This is a genomic window from Pseudomonas sp. NPDC089407 (assembly GCF_044900445.1).
In the GTDB taxonomy this organism is placed as follows: domain Bacteria; phylum Pseudomonadota; class Gammaproteobacteria; order Pseudomonadales; family Pseudomonadaceae; genus Aquipseudomonas.
Genome location: NZ_JBJDNB010000016.1, coordinates 100,278 through 115,406 on the forward strand (window position 1 = coordinate 100,278; position 15,129 = coordinate 115,406).

The 15,129-nt window shown below is 64.5% G+C and carries 12 protein-coding genes and 1 pseudogene; 6 read left to right on the forward strand and 7 right to left on the reverse strand.

Translation table 11 applies throughout. The features are described from left to right. The 3 genes from ACI2KG_RS14575 to ACI2KG_RS14585 are packed head-to-tail and all read right to left on the reverse strand — an operon-like array spanning window position 1 to window position 3,052. On the reverse strand, window positions 1–864 hold the full coding sequence (locus ACI2KG_RS14575; protein WP_404662381.1) for a carbohydrate ABC transporter permease: 864 nt from the start codon (window positions 862–864) through the stop codon (window positions 1–3). After that, window positions 861–1,958, reverse strand: coding sequence for an ABC transporter ATP-binding protein (locus tag ACI2KG_RS14580; RefSeq protein WP_404662382.1), 1,098 nt, complete (start codon window positions 1,956–1,958; stop codon window positions 861–863). Before ACI2KG_RS14580 ends, ACI2KG_RS14575 begins: the two co-directional genes overlap by 4 nt. Beyond that, on the reverse strand, window positions 1,958–3,052 hold the full coding sequence (locus ACI2KG_RS14585) for an ABC transporter ATP-binding protein (protein WP_404662383.1): 1,095 nt from the start codon (window positions 3,050–3,052) through the stop codon (window positions 1,958–1,960). The genes ACI2KG_RS14580 and ACI2KG_RS14585 overlap by 1 nt, the downstream gene beginning before the upstream one ends. A gap of 223 nt (window positions 3,053–3,275) precedes the next feature. On the opposite strand from ACI2KG_RS14585, the gene ACI2KG_RS14590 reads away from it, so the two are divergent. After that, entirely contained in the window at window positions 3,276–5,024 is a 1,749-nt protein-coding gene (locus tag ACI2KG_RS14590) for a sigma-54-dependent Fis family transcriptional regulator (RefSeq protein ID WP_404662384.1), read from the forward strand. A 593-nt stretch (window positions 5,025–5,617) separates the two neighbouring features. On the opposite strand, the gene ACI2KG_RS14595 is transcribed toward ACI2KG_RS14590, so the two are convergent. The 3 genes and pseudogenes from ACI2KG_RS14595 to ACI2KG_RS14605 form a co-directional block, all read right to left on the reverse strand. Next, entirely contained in the window at window positions 5,618–7,360 is a 1,743-nt protein-coding gene (locus tag ACI2KG_RS14595) for a putative bifunctional diguanylate cyclase/phosphodiesterase (RefSeq protein ID WP_404662385.1), read from the reverse strand. Between the two features lie 13 nt (window positions 7,361–7,373). Then, entirely contained in the window at window positions 7,374–8,249 is an 876-nt protein-coding gene (locus ACI2KG_RS14600) for a methyl-accepting chemotaxis protein (RefSeq protein WP_400617543.1), read from the reverse strand. Window positions 8,250–8,609: 360 nt separating this feature from the next. After that, window positions 8,610–8,939: pseudogene (locus ACI2KG_RS14605) on the reverse strand (PAS domain-containing protein); the annotation flags it as partial. Between the two features lie 503 nt (window positions 8,940–9,442). On the opposite strand from ACI2KG_RS14605, the gene ACI2KG_RS14610 reads away from it, so the two are divergent. From ACI2KG_RS14610 to ACI2KG_RS14625, 4 genes are all read left to right on the forward strand, one after another. Continuing rightward, window positions 9,443–10,753: a C4-dicarboxylate transporter DctA gene (locus tag ACI2KG_RS14610; protein WP_404662386.1), complete on the forward strand. Its 1,311-nt coding sequence runs from the start codon at window positions 9,443–9,445 to the stop codon at window positions 10,751–10,753. 44 nt (window positions 10,754–10,797) lie between these two features. After that, window positions 10,798–11,502, forward strand: a complete 705-nt coding sequence (locus tag ACI2KG_RS14615; protein ID WP_201206585.1) for a FadR/GntR family transcriptional regulator — start codon at window positions 10,798–10,800, stop codon at window positions 11,500–11,502. Between the two features lie 16 nt (window positions 11,503–11,518). After that, window positions 11,519–12,187: a GntR family transcriptional regulator gene (locus tag ACI2KG_RS14620; RefSeq protein ID WP_404662387.1), complete on the forward strand. Its 669-nt coding sequence runs from the start codon at window positions 11,519–11,521 to the stop codon at window positions 12,185–12,187. Window positions 12,188–12,413: 226 nt separating this feature from the next. Continuing rightward, the gene (locus ACI2KG_RS14625; RefSeq protein WP_404662388.1) at window positions 12,414–13,475 is read left to right on the forward strand and encodes a hypothetical protein; all 1,062 of its coding nucleotides are present in this window, start codon (window positions 12,414–12,416) and stop codon (window positions 13,473–13,475) included. A 121-nt stretch (window positions 13,476–13,596) separates the two neighbouring features. Here ACI2KG_RS14625 and ACI2KG_RS14630 read toward each other — a convergent pair whose 3' ends face one another. Further along, the gene (locus ACI2KG_RS14630; protein ID WP_404662389.1) at window positions 13,597–14,025 is read right to left on the reverse strand and encodes a PACE efflux transporter; all 429 of its coding nucleotides are present in this window, start codon (window positions 14,023–14,025) and stop codon (window positions 13,597–13,599) included. A gap of 102 nt (window positions 14,026–14,127) precedes the next feature. Between ACI2KG_RS14630 and ACI2KG_RS14635 the strand changes: the two genes are divergently transcribed. Then, entirely contained in the window at window positions 14,128–15,030 is a 903-nt protein-coding gene (locus tag ACI2KG_RS14635; RefSeq protein WP_404662390.1) for a LysR family transcriptional regulator, read from the forward strand. Window positions 15,031–15,129 lie beyond the last annotated feature (99 nt).

The following is a 15,129-nucleotide window of genomic DNA, read 5'->3' on the forward strand; positions in this document are numbered from 1 at the left end:
CTAGTCCTTATCGGCTTGGGTCATGGCTGTGTAAAAGAGCCACGACACCAGCAGGATGATCAGGAAGTACACCAGCGAAAACGCCGCCGCCGGGCCCAGGTCGAACTGCCCCACGGCCATGCGGGTGAGGGTCTGGCTGAGGAAGGTGGTGGCGTTGCCGGGGCCGCCACCGGTCAGCACGAACGGCTCGGTGTAGATCATGAAGCTGTCCATGAAGCGCAGCATTACCGCGATCAGCAGTACGTTCTTCAGCTTGGGCAACTGGATATGGCGGAACACCGCCCAGCCCGAGGCACGGTCGATGCGCGCAGCCTGGTAATACACGTCGGGGATGGCGCGCAGGCCTGAATAACACAGCAGCGCCACCAGCGAGGTCCAGTGCCACACATCCATCACCAGCACCGTGAGCCAGGCGTCGGACGGGTCGCCGGCGTAGTTGTAGCTGACCCCGAGCTTGGCCAGGGTGGCGCCGAGCAGGCCGATGTCGGCGCGGCCGAAGATCTGCCAGATGGTGCCGACCACGTTCCACGGGATCAGCAACGGGATGGCCATGACGATCAGGCACACCGAAGCCATGCGCCCCTTGGTCGGCATGGTCAGGGCAATGCCGATGCCCAGCGGGATCTCGATCAGCAGCACGCAGGCGGAATAGATGAACTGGCGCAGCAGTGCGTCGTGCAAGGCCGGATCGCGCAGCACCTGGCGGTACCAGTCGGCACCGACAAAGTAGCGGTTGGACGGGTCGAAGATGTCCTGCACCGAATAGTTGACCACCGTCATCATCGGCACTACCGCACTGAACGCCACCAGCAGGAACACCGGCAGCACCAGCCACCAGGCCTTGTTGTTCTGCACCTTGTTCATGCCTCGGCCTCCAGCAGCACGTCATCGACATACAGCATCAGCCACTGCGTCGGCAGGCTGACCCAGGCTTGGCTCACAGGCAACGGGCGATCCTCGCCCAACCGCGCCTTGAGCGTAACGCCGCCCAGTTCGAGGGTGACGATGCGGTAGGTGCCAAGGTCCTCGACATCCAGTACTTGCGCCGGGTAGGTACCCTCGAACGGGCTGACCCACAACTGCACGAACTCTGGGCGAATACCCACCTGCAGGCGCCCGCCTGGCGTCGCAGCCAGGCGCTCGCGCAGGCCGTCGGGCAGTGCCAGGTGAACATCGCCGAATACCACCCCGCCAGCCTCGGCGTGCACCTCGATCAGGTTCATCCCCGGGCTGCCGATGAAGTAGCCGACAAAGGTGTGCCGCGGCCGCTCGAACAGCTCGCGCGGGGTACCGAACTGGACGATGCGCCCGCCGTGCATCACCGCGATCTTGTCGGCGAAGGTCGAGGCCTCCAACTGGTCGTGGGTGACGTAGATCATGGTGATGTTGAACTGCTCGTGGATCTGCTTGAGCTTGCGCCGCAGCTTCCACTTGAGGTGCGGGTCGATCACCGTCAGTGGCTCGTCGAACAGAATCGCCGACACATCGTCGCGCACCAGGCCGCGGCCCATGGAGACCTTCTGCTTTTCGTCGGCACTGAGGTTGCGCGCCTTCTTGCGCAACACGCTGGCCAGGTCGAGTACTTCGGCAATCTCCTCCACCCGGGCACGCACCCGGGTTTCGTCCAGCCCTTGGTTGCGCAACGGGAAAGCCAGGTTGTCGAACACCGTCATGGTGTCGTACACCACCGGGAACTGGAACACCTGGGCGATGTTGCGCGCCTGCGGTGACAGCTGGTTGACCGGCTTGCCGTCGAACAGCACCTCGCCGTGGGAGGGCGTCAGCAGCCCGGAAATGATATTGAGCAAGGTCGACTTGCCACAGCCCGACGGCCCGAGCAAGGCATAGGCACCGCCCTGCTCCCATACGTGCTCCAGTGCGTGCAGGGCATAGTCTGCCTCGCTGGTGGGCTGGCGGCTGTAGCTGTGCGCCAGTTGGCGCAGGCGGATTTCGGCCATCACCCTCTCCTTGCCTGGCGCAGCCCCGGGGCCTGCACCAGCGCCCCCATGCCGTCGAAGACGAACAGCTTGTGCGTGGGGATGAACACGCGGATCGGCGTATCCACCTGGTATTCGTGCACCCCGGGCAGGTGCAGGATCATGCGCCAATGCTCGTTGCGCACATGCAGGAAAGTCTCGGAACCACTGATTTCGGCCAACTCCACCAACACCGCCAGTTCCAGGTCATCGTCATGCGCCGGCACCAGGGTGATATGGCTGGGACGCGCGCCAAAGCGGTACTCGCCCTCGGCAAGCTGCTGCAGGTCGGCATTGCGGGCGAAGTGCACGGCCTGGGCCAGGCTTACTTCATTGCCACTGATACGGCCAGGAACCAGGTTGATCGGCGGCTCGGAAAACAGCTCGGCGGCCAGCACACTGCCCGGGCGCTGGTAGACTTCGGCGGTGGGCCCGCTCTGCACGATACGGCCCTCGTGCACCAGGGTAGTGGTGCCGCCCAGCGCCAGCGCCTCGGTCGGCTCGGTTGTGGCGTAGACGGCTATGCACTGGCGCGCCGCAAACAGTTCGCGCAGCTCCTGGCGCAGGCCCTCGCGCAGCTTGTAGTCGAGGTTGACCAAGGGCTCATCGAACAGGATCAGCGAGGCGTCCTTGACCAGCGCCCGGGCCATTGCCGTGCGTTGCTGCTGGCCGCCGGACAGCTCCAGCGGCAGGCGCTGCAGGTAGGTTTCGATGCGCAGCATCTCGGCGGTTTCCTGCACCCGCCGGCGAATTTCCGGCTCGGCCATGCGCGCCTGGCGCAGTGGCGAGGCGATGTTTTCGTACACGCTCAGGGTCGGGTAGTTGATGAACTGCTGATACACCATCGACACGTTGCGCTCGCGCACCGGCACCCCGGTGACGTCCAGGCCGTCCACCAGCACCCGCCCGCGATCCGGGCGGTCCAGCCCGGCCATCAGGCGCATCAGGCTGGTCTTGCCGGCCAGGGTGCGGCCCAGCAACACGTTGAACGAACCGGGCTCGAAACGCAGCGAGGCATCGACGACCCAGGCCTGGTTGTCGACGCTGCGGCTGACCTGCTCCATCACCAAAGACATGGCGTGGCCTTTTTGTGGTTGTTGTCTCCGGGGTACAGCCAGTTCCGTGCCAGATTCGCCACGCTGCTCTGGCCCGGGGCCCGTGGGCCAGCCCCGGGAAATCACGGGTTCACAAGTGAACACATTCACTGAACAACTGAACACTTGCCGGTTTGACAATGAACACCGGTGGACAACACTGAACAGCGGTCCGCCCATAACAACAACCACACAGGACAGGCCCATGGCCGCATCCGCTTCCACCCACGCCCAACTGATCCAGGCCTCCTGGGCCCGCTGCCGCGAACATGGCCTGCAACCCCAGCATGTGCCGGACTTCGACTGCCTGACCCGCGCCGAGCTCAATGGCCTGCTGGAGCGGCGCCAGGCCCTGCTGGAAGTGACCCGCGACGAAGTGCTGCCGCACTATGCACACCTGCTGGGCAACGCCAGCTACCTGGTGATGCTGGCCGATGCCAGTGGCTGCCTGCTCGACAGCTGGGGCTCACGACGCTTCATCGAGCCGCGCCAGCAACATGGTTTCAACGCCGGCGCCCATTGGCATGAACGTGGTGTCGGCACCAACGCGCTGGGTACCGCGCTGATCTGCGCCGAGGCGATTCACGTTGGCCAGGACGAACACTTCCTGCGCCAGAACCGTTACCTGTCCAGCGCCGCCGCGCCGCTGTTCAACGCTGCGCGGCAGCTGGTCGGGGTGCTCGACGTGGCCAGCGACGGTTACCTGCCGGCCAGCCAGACGCTGGGCCTGGTGCGCATGATGGGCCAGAGCCTGGAGAACCGGCTGATCCTCGCCGAGCATGCCGGGCAGCATGCCCAACTGATCTTCAACAGCGCCCCCGACAACCTCGACAGCCCGTGGGCCGGCTTGCTGGTATTCGATGAGTGCGGGCAGGTGCTGGCCGCCAATCACCGCGCCGACAGCCTGCTCGGCGGCAACCCGCTGCGGCAGAATATCGAGCAACTGTTCCAACTGCCCCTGCAACGGTTGCTCGGTCATCCCCAGCAACAGCCCTTTGCCCTGCAGGCCACCGGGCGCAACCGTTTCCATTGCCAGTGGCAACCAGCGCGCGAAGCCAGGCGCAGCTGTGCGGCTGGCAGCAGCGAACCGCGGCTGGCGAAGGCCCTGGCCCAGGCCGGGCTGCTGCTGGAGAAGGACATTCCGGTATTGGTGCAAGGCGAAACCGGCGTAGGCAAGGAAGTGTTTGTCGACACCCTGCACCGTGCCAGCAGCCGCGCCAATCAACCGCTGGTAGCCGTCAATTGTGCAGCGATCCCGGCCGAGCTGGTCGAGTCGGAGCTGTTCGGCTACGACAAGGGCGCGTTCACCGGCGCCCACCACAAGGGCAACCCAGGGCTGATCCGCAAGGCCGACCACGGCATCCTGTTCCTCGATGAGATCGGCGACATGCCCCTGCCAACCCAGGCCCGCCTGCTGCGTGTATTGCAGGCGCGCAGCATCCAGCCGCTGGGCAGTGGCGAGCCGGTGGCGGTGGACATTCGGGTAGTGTCGGCAAGCAACCGCGACCTTGTCGAAGACGTCCGCGCCGGGCGCTTTCGCCAGGACCTTTACTACCGTATCGCCGGGCTGGCGGTGGTCTTGCCGCCACTGCGCGAACGCAGTGACCGGCGACAGCTGATCGAACAGGTGCATGCCCGCTACCGCGATCCCGGGCAGCCCGCGCGGCTGCCTGCGGGCATTGTCGACTTGCTCGACCGGCACCCGTGGCCAGGCAACCTGCGGGAACTGGTGAGTGTGCTGCAGGTGGCGCTGGCCCTGGCCGGTGATGGACCGGTTGGTGTGGAGCACCTGTCTGCGGGCTTTCTGGCCGAGTTGCAGGTGCCGGTGCCGGTGGCGGCTGAGGATGCGGACTTGCCAGCGCTGGTGGCACAGGCCAACGGCAACCTGTCGGCGGTGGCGCGCGGATTGGGGATCAGCCGCACCACTTTGTACAAACGCTTGCGTGAGCAATGATTGCCTTGACCTGTACCGGCCCTATCGCCGGCAAGCCAGCTCCCACAGAGCTGCACATAAATCTTGATTTAGCAGGCACTCTGTGGGAGCGGGCGTGCCCTAATGCCAGTCAGTTAAGAAAAGGCGAGGTGTTCGGCGGGCTTTTAGCATCGCCTGTGAGATCGAGCGCCGCCCGCGCGGCGCTTCGCGGCACAAGGCCGCTCCCACAGTCTGTTTCGGGCCAATCACTCCTGTGAGTTCACCGCTGGCCGCCTTGTTTGTTCCATTCGATATCGGCTGCGCCACTTCTCTTCATCAATCTCCAGCCATGCACCCAGGGTGCGCGCGCCAAAGGCACAGGAATAATTGGCCCGAAACAGACTGTGGGAGCGGCCTTGTGCCGCGAAGCGCCGCGCGGGCGGCGCTCGATCTCCCAGCCCCCCAACATCTCAAGGCATGCACCTGTCAGCCCATACCGCTTTACTGACTGGCATTAGGGCGTGCCCGCGAACACCGGCGCAGCCGGTGCCATGCACCGCGTTGGATTCTTCGCGGCTAAAGCCCACACGGTATGCGGACCGCTTGCGAATTCAATTCTCTGCACGACAGCGCAGCTAAAAAGCTGGATGATCTCCCACAGTGACGGCGCCGACCTCAGACCCTGCTCCGCCAAGCCCGCGCCACTCGGGTGGCTGCCGGTAAGCCTGCGCCCAGGCGTGCACTTCACTGGCAGGCATCGGCCGGGCAATGCAGTAGCCCTGCGCCAGCTCGCAGCCCAGCCCCATCAGCACCCGGCCATGTTCGACGCTCTCCAGCCCTTCGGCAATCACCTCGCGGCCAAATGCCCGGGCCAGGCCGATCACCGCCGCCGTCAACGCCAGGTCGTCCTGATCGTGCAGGATGTCACGCACGAACGACTGGTCGATCTTGATCGTCTGGGTCGGCAAGCGCTTCAGGTAACTCAGCGACGAGTAACCGGTGCCGAAGTCATCCAGCGAAAATTGCACACCCAACGCACGGCAGGCATCGAGGCAGCGGCTGACGTGCTGCAGGTTGTCGATCGCCACAGACTCGACGATCTCCAGGTCCAGCCGCGACGGTTCCACTTCCGGGTACGCCGACAGCAACTGCTGCAGGCGCTCGGCAAAGTCGCCGCGCTGCAAATGCCGCGCGGCGATGTTCACACTCAACGACCAGAGCTGCCCCTGGCGCTGCCAGGCCTGCAGCTGGCTGAGCGCCTGGTCGAGCACCCACTCGCCGATTTCGACGATCAGGTCGGTCTGCTCTACCCAGGGCAGGAAATCACCGGGCGGCACCAGGCCACGGCCTGGCCGTTGCCAGCGCAGCAAGCCCTCGAAGCCCAGCACCTGACCACTGCGCAGGTTGACCTTGGGCTGGTAGTACAGGCGTAGCTCATGGTTGTTCAAGGCCCGCCGTACCCGCGCCACCGTCTGGTGGGTGGCCTTCAGCTCCTGCTCCTGCGACACGTCGAACAGGTGGTAGCGGTTACGCCCGCGCTGCTTGGCCACGTACATGGCCTGGTCGGCATGGCGCACCAGGGTATCGGCGTCTTCATCATCCTGCGGGTACAGGGTTACACCGATACTGGCGCTGAGCGACAGCGTGTGTTCACGCACCACACAGGGCGCAGCCAACGCCCGCAACACTCGCCGCAGGGCCGCATGCAGCTGGCGTTCATCATCGACATCGCGCAGGATCAGCACGAACTCGTCGCCGGACAAGCGGGCTACGGCATCACCACCGCGCAGGATGCGCTTCAAGCGCTGCGCCACCTCCACCAGCAGCAAGTCGCCTACGGCATGCCCGTAGCCATCATTGACCGCCTTGAAACCATCCAGGTCAAGCATGCACACTGCCAACGGCACGTCTTCGCGGCGCGAATAGGCCAGGGCCTGGTTCAGCAAGTCGGACAAATAAGCGCGGTTGGGCAACCCGGTAAGCACATCGTGGCCCACTCGCCATTGCAAGGTGTGCAGCAACTGGCGTTTCTCGGTGACGTCAAAGCGAATCGACACATACTTGCGTACCAGGCCGGTCTGCGGGTCGACCAAGGGCACCATGGTGCTGTCGACCCAATACAGCGAACCGTCTTTGGCCCGGTTGCAGATCTCGCCCTTCCACACCCGCCCTGCAGCCAAGGCCTGCCACATGCCGACAAAGAATGCCGGCTCGTGCAGGCCGGAGTTGAGGATGCGGTGGTTGGCCCCCAGCAGCTCTTCGCGGCTGTAGCCCGAGATGCTGCAGAACTGCTGGTTGACGTAGGTGATGTTCCCACGCAGGTCGGTTTCGGAAAAGATCGCGGCCGCGTCCACGGCCGCGCGATAGTTATCATCCATAAAGCATCCTGCCTTAGCGGTTGAAGCGCTCCACCAGGGCGCGCAATCCAGCGCACACCTGTTCCAGCTCGGCGCCGCGCGAGGCGGCAGCGTTGGCGCTGTGGGCGCTATGCTGGGCAATACCGGCCACCCCGTTGATCTGCCGCGAAACCGCTTCGGCCACCGCCGATTGCTGCTGCGAGGCGGTTGCCATCTGCTGGCTCATGTCGCTGATGCGCTGCACCGCATCACGAATGCCATGCAGCGCCTGGCGGGCCTCCTGCACCTGGGCAACGCCCTGCTCGGCACCGTCGATGCCCTGGCTGGCAATCGCCACGGCTTCTTCGGCGCCACTGCGCAGGGCATCGATGATGGCCTGGATGTGCAGGGTCGACTGGCGGGTCTTGTCGGCCAGGGCCCGCACCTCATCGGCGACCACGGCAAAGCCGCGGCCCTGTTCACCGGCACGGGCCGCTTCGATGGCGGCGTTGAGCGCCAGCAGGTTGGTCTGCTCGGCAATGCCGCGGATCATCCCGGTGGCCTCGGCAATGGCACCGGTCTGGCCGGCCAGGTGGCTGACCGCCTGGTTGATCTGCGTGACAGTGCCAGCCAGGGTACGAATGGCCGCGCCACTGGCATCGGCCACCTGGCTGCCCTGCTCGGCCAGCAAGTGGGCGGTGTGTGCTTCGGCGGCGGTCAGTTGCACGTGGTTGGCCACTTCACCGATTGAGGCGGCCATCTGGTTCATCGCCGTAGCGCTCAGGTCGGTTTCGGCGCGCTGCTTCAGCAGTGCCGATTCGGTGCTGCGTGACAACTGCCCGGCATCGTGGGCGGCTACTGCCATTTGCCCAGCCAGGTCGCTCAGGCGTGTCAACGCGGTTTTCAGGCGCGCCTCGTCGCTGATCAGCATCAATTGCAGTTGCCCGGCGGCACCCGGCAGGTCGCTGTAGGTCAAGGCGGCGATCGGGTCGGCAAAGGTGCCTTCGGCGCCCTGCACAACGTGCTGCAACTGCCGTCCAATGGCATTGCGCACCCACAGGCCGTAGGCCACGAACAGCCCCACCGTCAGCCCCTCCCCTAGCAGGCCAGGCCATAGTTGGTTGGTGCCCAGCGCCAACAGGCCACCCGCCACTGGCAAAGCCAGGCCTTGGGCCAGCAAGCCCAGCCGGCGTGGCGCCGAAAGCGCCGCCTGGCCGTTGCGCAGCCGCGCATACAGGGCCTCGGCGCGCGCCACCTGCTCACGCGTCGGGCAAACCCGTACCGACTCGTAGCCGACCACACGCCCACCTTCGAGGATGGGGGTAACGTAGGCGTTGACCCAGTAGAAGTCGCCGTTGCGGCAGCGATTCTTGACGATGCCCATCCAGCTCTTGCCGGCCTTCAGGTAGCGCCACATCAGTTCGTACACCGCCGGCGGCATGTCCGGGTGGCGTACCAGGTTGTGCGGGCTGCCGATCAGTTCGCCCTCGCTGTAGCCGCTGATGGCGGCGAATTCGGGGTTGCAGTAGGTGATCAGGCTGGCGGTGTCGGTGGCTGAAATCAGCCGCTGATCTGCGGGAAAACGTTGCTCGACCGGGGTTACCGGCAGGTTGAGGCGCACGATGAGACTCCATTCATTTTTTACGCCGGGCGCCTGCGGTTGAGTGATTAACGGGGTGTATAGCCCGCGATCGGCCTCTTTTTGACTGCCCGGTCGGGCGCGGATTCTACGAGCTCAGCCAAGGATTGCAAATAAACCTTATGAATCATGTCGTTATCGGGAATACCCGCATCGCGACCTGGTTGGCAGGTTGCTTGCAACACTCTTCGCGGTACCGGACTGCACGTGCCCCGGCTCGCGCACGCGCCCCCTGTAGGAGCGGGTTTACCCGCAAAACGGCCATAAAGCGGCCGATCCAACGGCACGCACCGAACTAGAGCCCGGCGCTCCGGATTGCCCCACAACTGGTCAGACCGGTAAGGCCAAAAACCCTTGCAATATCGGATTTTTCGCGCTTTTATGGCTTCGCGCTGAACAAACCGGTAAGACCACAATAATTAAGTCCTGCGCTCTTTCGCCCCGTGCGGCTACCGAAGCAAGGACACCGATCTGAGACTCCTCCCATGCTCAAATGGTGCTCGCGTTCGATATTCCTGCAAGTCGTGCTCGGCCTTGCCCTCGGCATCGCCTGCGGCCTCAGCTTCCCCGACCTCTCCCTGCAACTCAAACCTCTCGGCGACGGCTTCATCAAGCTGATCAAGATGCTCATCGGCCTGATCGTGTTCTGCGTGGTGGTCAGTGGTATCTCCGGTGCGGGCGACCTGAAAAAGGTCGGCCGCATCGGCCTGAAATCGGTGATCTACTTTGAAGTGCTGACCACTCTCGCCTTGGTGATCGGCCTGGTGTTCGCCTTCGGCAGCGGCATTGGCAGCGGCGCCAATATCCACCTGGACCAGCTGTCCAGCGCCGATGCCAACGGCCTGGCCGAGCGCGGCCAGCACATTCACGGTGCCACGGCATTCTTCATGGACCTGATCCCCACCTCGGTGGTCGGAGCCTTTGCCGACAACAACATCCTCCAGGTGCTGCTGTTCTCGGTGCTGTTCGGCAGTGCGCTGAACCTGGTGGGAGATTCGGCCGCCGGCATTTCGCGGCTGATCAACGAACTGAGCCACGTGATCTTCCGCATCATGGGCATGATCGTGCGCCTGGCGCCAATCGGCGTGTTCGGCGCCATCGCCTTCACCACCAGCAAGTACGGCCTGGAATCGCTGCAGCACCTGGGCGGCCTGGTGGCGCTGTTCTACCTGACGTGCGCCGGCTTCGTGCTGATCGTGCTGGGCACGGTCATGCGCCTGTCGGGCCTGAAGCTGCTGCCGCTGATCAAGTACCTGCGTGAAGAACTGACCATCGTCCTTGGCACCGCCTCTTCCGACGCCGTGCTGCCACAAATAATGCGCAAGCTGGAGCACCTGGGCATTGGTAGCTCCACGGTCGGCCTGGTCATCCCCACCGGCTATTCGTTCAACCTCGATGGTTTCTCCATCTACCTGACCCTGGCCATCGTGTTCATCGCCAACGCCACCGGCACACCACTGGAAATGACCGACCTGCTGACCATCCTGCTGGTGTCGCTGGTGACCTCCAAGGGGGCTCACGGCATCCCAGGCTCGGCGCTGGTGATCCTTGCCGCCACCCTGACCGCCGTACCGGCGATTCCGGTGGTCGGCCTGGTGCTGGTATTGGCGGTGGACTGGTTCATGGGCATCGGCCGGGCATTGACCAACCTGATTGGCAACTGTGTGGCGACCGTGGCCATCGCCCGCTGGGAGAAGGACATCGACCTGGAGCGTGCGCACAACGTACTCGCTGGCAAACCTGGCTTTGCTCCCGTGCCACGCAAGCAGCCCAGCGCCCATCAACAGGAATTTTGAGCGAACGTGGCCGGCACTGATGCCGGCCCTTCCAGGAGCGAAACGTGATCAGCTCATCGACCGTCGTCAACTCAGTGGTGGAGAAACTCCGCCAGGCCTTGGCCCGCGGCCAGTGGCGCAGCGGTGACATGCTGCCAGGCCAGCGCGAACTGGCCGAACAACTGGGCATCAGCCGCCCCAGCCTGCGCGAAGCGGTAACCGTGCTGGAAACCCTGGGCCTGGTACGTGCGCTGCCGGGCAAGGGCGTACTGGTGCTGGAGGCCGATGCCACCGCCCAGGAACCGGGGCAGGACACCAGTGCCGCGGCCAGCCTGGCCGATGTACTGGAACTGCGCTATACCCTGGAACCGTTCATTGTCGGCCTGGTGGCGCAATCGGCCAACAGCCAGGATGTTGGCCAATTGCGGCTGACGTTGATGGACATGCGCGAAGCGCTGGAGGCCGATGACAGTGAAGCCGGGGCCAAGGCTTACATCGCCTTCCATGAGGCACTGTTCGCCCTGACCACCAACCCGATCTTCCAGAGCGTGGTGCAGCAGACCGGCAATGCCCTGAAGCAAAGCGCTGACATGCTGCGCAATTCGCCCGAACACCTGGCCGCGCGATTGAAGGAAAACGAAGCGGTGGTACGCGCCATACGTGAGCGCAACAGTGCTCAGGCCAGTGCCCAGATGCGCCAGCACATCCTCGCCGAAGGCTCGCGCATGGGCATATCGCTGAACATCCCGGACGACCATCCGCACCCATGACCCGAGGAGAGCGACCATGAACGCCGCCCCCCATTTGCCAGCCCTGCTCGCGGCCGGCGAAACCCGCCTGTCGGCCGAGCAGATCTACCCGCGGCTGTTTGACGCCATTCTTGAACAGCGCCTGCCACCCGGCAGCTTGTTGCCCGAGCAGGCGCTGGGCCATGCCTTTGGCGTCAGCCGCACGGTGATCCGCCGCGTGCTCGGGCGCTTGTCCGACCAGCAGGTGGTGGTGCAACGCCCCAGCCACACCGCGCACCTTGCGGCGCCCGACCCGGACCAGGCACGCCAGGTGCTCAGCGCCCGGCGCTTGGCCGAAACCACGCTGATTACCCTGGCCGCGCAGCGCGCCCGCCCGGCACAGGTACGGCAGTTGCGGCAACTGGTGGAGCGCGAGCGCCAGCACCATGAAAGTGGCGAACGCTGCGCGGCGATCCGCCTGGGCGGCGAGTTTCACCTGAAACTGGCGCAGGTGGCGGCCAATGCGCCCTTGGCACGATTCCTCAACGGGCTGGTGCCGATGACCTCGCTGATCATTGCCCGCTACGAGTCGCCGTGCTGCGACCACTGCGCGTGGCAAGAGCATGCTGCGATCATCGATGCCGTGGAACAAGGCGATGCCGAGGCGGCACTGGGGCTGATGCACAAGCACCTTGACCGCCTGGAAGAAAAGCTCGACCTGGCCTAATTCCGCGGTCCCGTGTAGGAGCGGCCTTGCGTCGCGATGGGGCGCGAAGCGGCCCCTGCAATATCTGCTGCGAAGCTGAAAACCTGGGGCCGCTTTGCGCCCCATCGCGACGCAAGGCCGCTCCTACAGGGGACCGCGTTGCCAGGGCGATAGGCTGCACGGCAGCACCTCGCGCCCCGCCCTATACTCGGAACACCACCCCAGCCTCTACCAGGGAGGCGGTCGCGTGAGTTCTCGAACCCTGTTATTGCTGTGCCTTCTGCTGGCGCTTGGCGGTTGCACCGGCAAGCGCCCGCCTGCCCCGCCGCCACCCGCCGTACTTACCCCGGCCGCCTGGCAGCGCATCGACCAGGAACTGATCGATGCCTCGGCCGGCGCCGCCGGCTCGGCCAACGACTATGCCCGGCGCTCGATGCGGGTGTGGAAGGAGCAGGTACAGCAACGCACCGAAAGCGACTTCATCCCCTGGTTCACCGGTTACTGGACCCAGCAATGGCTGACCCTCAAGGTGGCCTGGTACAAGCTCGACAGCGGCGAAGGCCGGGAGCCGGCGGAAAAGCGCCTGGCCCTTTACCTGCAGGAACAGTACCACGCCCGGGTTATCGAGCCGGTGGCCGAGCAGATAAACCCCGAAGGCATCCGCGATCGCGCCTGCGAACTGTACCTGCAACTGCTCGGCCAGCAACTGCCGGCCATTATCAGCCGCTACAACGCGCCGCCCGAGCAATTCAGCCAACGGCTTACCCGCATTCCCGCCATCCACCTGGGGCCGCCGGATGCACGCAATGCCAGCCTGTATACGTTGCTGCGGGCCAAGTCACTGGACCAGCAGCCGGCCTGGCAAGCCATGCGCCAGCACTTGCACCAGCAAGCCAGCAAAGGCCCTGGCAGGACCGATGTCGGGTTGAACTCGGTAGCCACCCAGGCCAGCGAAAAGCTGGGGGCCACTCTGGCCCCACGCGGCATTGCCAGTGCCGTGGCGTCGGCAGTGGGCAAGGTGGCGGGGGCGATGATTTCGATTGCCGCTGCCGGTTACGGGATGATGACCCATGACCGCGAACAGCCGCAGATGGTCGAGCAACTGCGGGTGATCCTCAACGTGGCGTTGAACCAGGAATGGCAGGAGCTGATGGAGAACCGCCAGAGTGGGGCCATGGCGGGGGTGTACTACCTGTCGGGGCAGGTGGAGGACAGTTTGCTGGAGAGTGTGCCGCGGCCTGTGGGGCCTGTAGAGGAGCAGCAGGTGAAACAGCAGCAGGAGCCTTTGATTATCCGCCTGCCGCCTTAGCCGGTTGCCTGTGCGGGCCTCTTCGCGGGTAAACCCGCTCCTACAAGGGACCGCGTGTCTTGTTGTAGGAGCGGGTTCATCGAGGCGTCGAACCGCCGCGAAGAGGCCGGTACAGAATCAATCAGGCGGTGGCCATCGCCGAACTGGGCAACCCGAACACCCGGTCAAACGCCCAGTTATAGGCAAAGGTGTAGCAAGGCACCAGCACGATGAACGCCATGTCCACCAGCAACGCCTCCATCAAGGTCATGTTCAGCCACCAGGCAATCAGTGGGATCAAGTACACCACCAGCGTCAGCTGAAAGCCGATGGCATGCGCCACCCGCCGCGCCACGCTGCGCCCGCGCTTGGCCTGGCGGCTCTCCCAATATTCGAACAGGCTGTTGTAGATCAGGTTCCAGAGCATGGCGATGGTGGTGATCATCACCGCCAGCGGCCCGGTATGTGACGCCTGGGTGTCCGACAGGTAGGCCAGCCCGAGGGTCGACATGCACAGCCCGATCAGTTCATAGAAGGTCACGTAGACCAGTTTGCGTTTCAATCCCTGCACCCGGGGTTACCTCTGATGACAATAACGACAGGGCGCAATCATGCTTCACGACGCTTGACAGCAAAAGTCGGCAGCTGTCAGATTTACTGACAGGAGGCTGCCATGAATTTTTCCAGCGACAACATCCAGCTGTTTCTCGCCGTGCTCGACTGCGGTTCGTTCTCTGCCGCCGCACGCGCGCTCAAGCGCGTTCCTTCGGCCGTGAGCATGGCCATCGGCAACCTTGAAGCAGAACTGGGCTACAGCCTTTTCGAACGCGGCCCGCGCGAGGTTCGCCCAACTGCGCAGGCCTTGGCCCTGGAGCCGCATGCCAGGCTGATTGGCGAGCAACTGGGGCTGCTGCAGGTCCATGCCCTGGAGCTGTCTCAGGGGCTGGAGAGCAGCCTGACCCTGGTCGTGGTGCCTGACATCGATCACCGCCCACTGCTGGCTGCCATCGCCAGCCTGGGTGAACGCCACCCGTTACTCGACATCGCCCTGCTCAGTGCCCCCCAGGAAGAAGCCTTGCACTTGCTGGACAGCGGCCGTGCCGACCTCTGCGTAGCGTTCGCCGGACTGCAGGTGGATGCCCGCCGCGGCTTTCAGCACATCGGCATGGAATCGCTGGTGGCCACCCTGTCGCCAACCCACCCGGCGTTGCGCGGGGGGCGCATCCACTACCTGGAGGACCTGACCCGGGTGCGTCAGATTCTGGTGCGCAGCCGCGATCTGCCGCTGGCCGACCCGCGTTCACTGATTGGCGCCACGCATTGGTCCACCGACAGTTTCGACCTGGCCCTGCAAATGGTCGAAACGGGCCTGGGCTGGGGTGACCTGCCGTTGTCACGGGTGGCGCCGCTGCTGGCCGACGGGCGCCTGGTACGCCTTGATTTTCGCAATACGCGCAACGAACTGCAGTTGCCGGTGCACATCCTGTGGCGCAAACAACAGCCGCTGCAGCAGGCTGCGAGGCTGCTGATCGAGCAACTGGCAATACCTGACAGCCGCTCGTCGAAACATCTGTAAGAAATTTCTGTAGGCGCTTCAATCTTTTACACCTTGAGCCGATATCTCGATCGACAGGCCCAGCAGAACGTCATAAGCGCGCTGCGCCCTCCCCTCCTT

Bases quoted from the DNA above. Each gene is read 5' to 3' on its own strand.
- ACI2KG_RS14590 (WP_404662384.1), top strand. From the start codon at position 3,276: ATGGCCGCATCCGCTTCCACCCACGCCCAACTGATCCAGGCCTCCTGG.
- ACI2KG_RS14595 (WP_404662385.1), bottom strand. From the start codon at position 7,360: ATGGATGATAACTATCGCGCGGCCGTGGACGCGGCCGCGATCTTTTCC.
- ACI2KG_RS14580 (WP_404662382.1), bottom strand. From the start codon at position 1,958: ATGGCCGAAATCCGCCTGCGCCAACTGGCGCACAGCTACAGCCGCCAG.
- ACI2KG_RS14600 (WP_400617543.1), bottom strand. From the start codon at position 8,249: ATGCTGATCAGCGACGAGGCGCGCCTGAAAACCGCGTTGACACGCCTG.
- ACI2KG_RS14585 (WP_404662383.1), bottom strand. From the start codon at position 3,052: ATGTCTTTGGTGATGGAGCAGGTCAGCCGCAGCGTCGACAACCAGGCC.
- ACI2KG_RS14610 (WP_404662386.1), top strand. From the start codon at position 9,443: ATGCTCAAATGGTGCTCGCGTTCGATATTCCTGCAAGTCGTGCTCGGC.
- ACI2KG_RS14575 (WP_404662381.1), bottom strand. From the start codon at position 864: ATGAACAAGGTGCAGAACAACAAGGCCTGGTGGCTGGTGCTGCCGGTG.
- ACI2KG_RS14635 (WP_404662390.1), top strand. From the start codon at position 14,128: ATGAATTTTTCCAGCGACAACATCCAGCTGTTTCTCGCCGTGCTCGAC.
- ACI2KG_RS14620 (WP_404662387.1), top strand. From the start codon at position 11,519: ATGAACGCCGCCCCCCATTTGCCAGCCCTGCTCGCGGCCGGCGAAACC.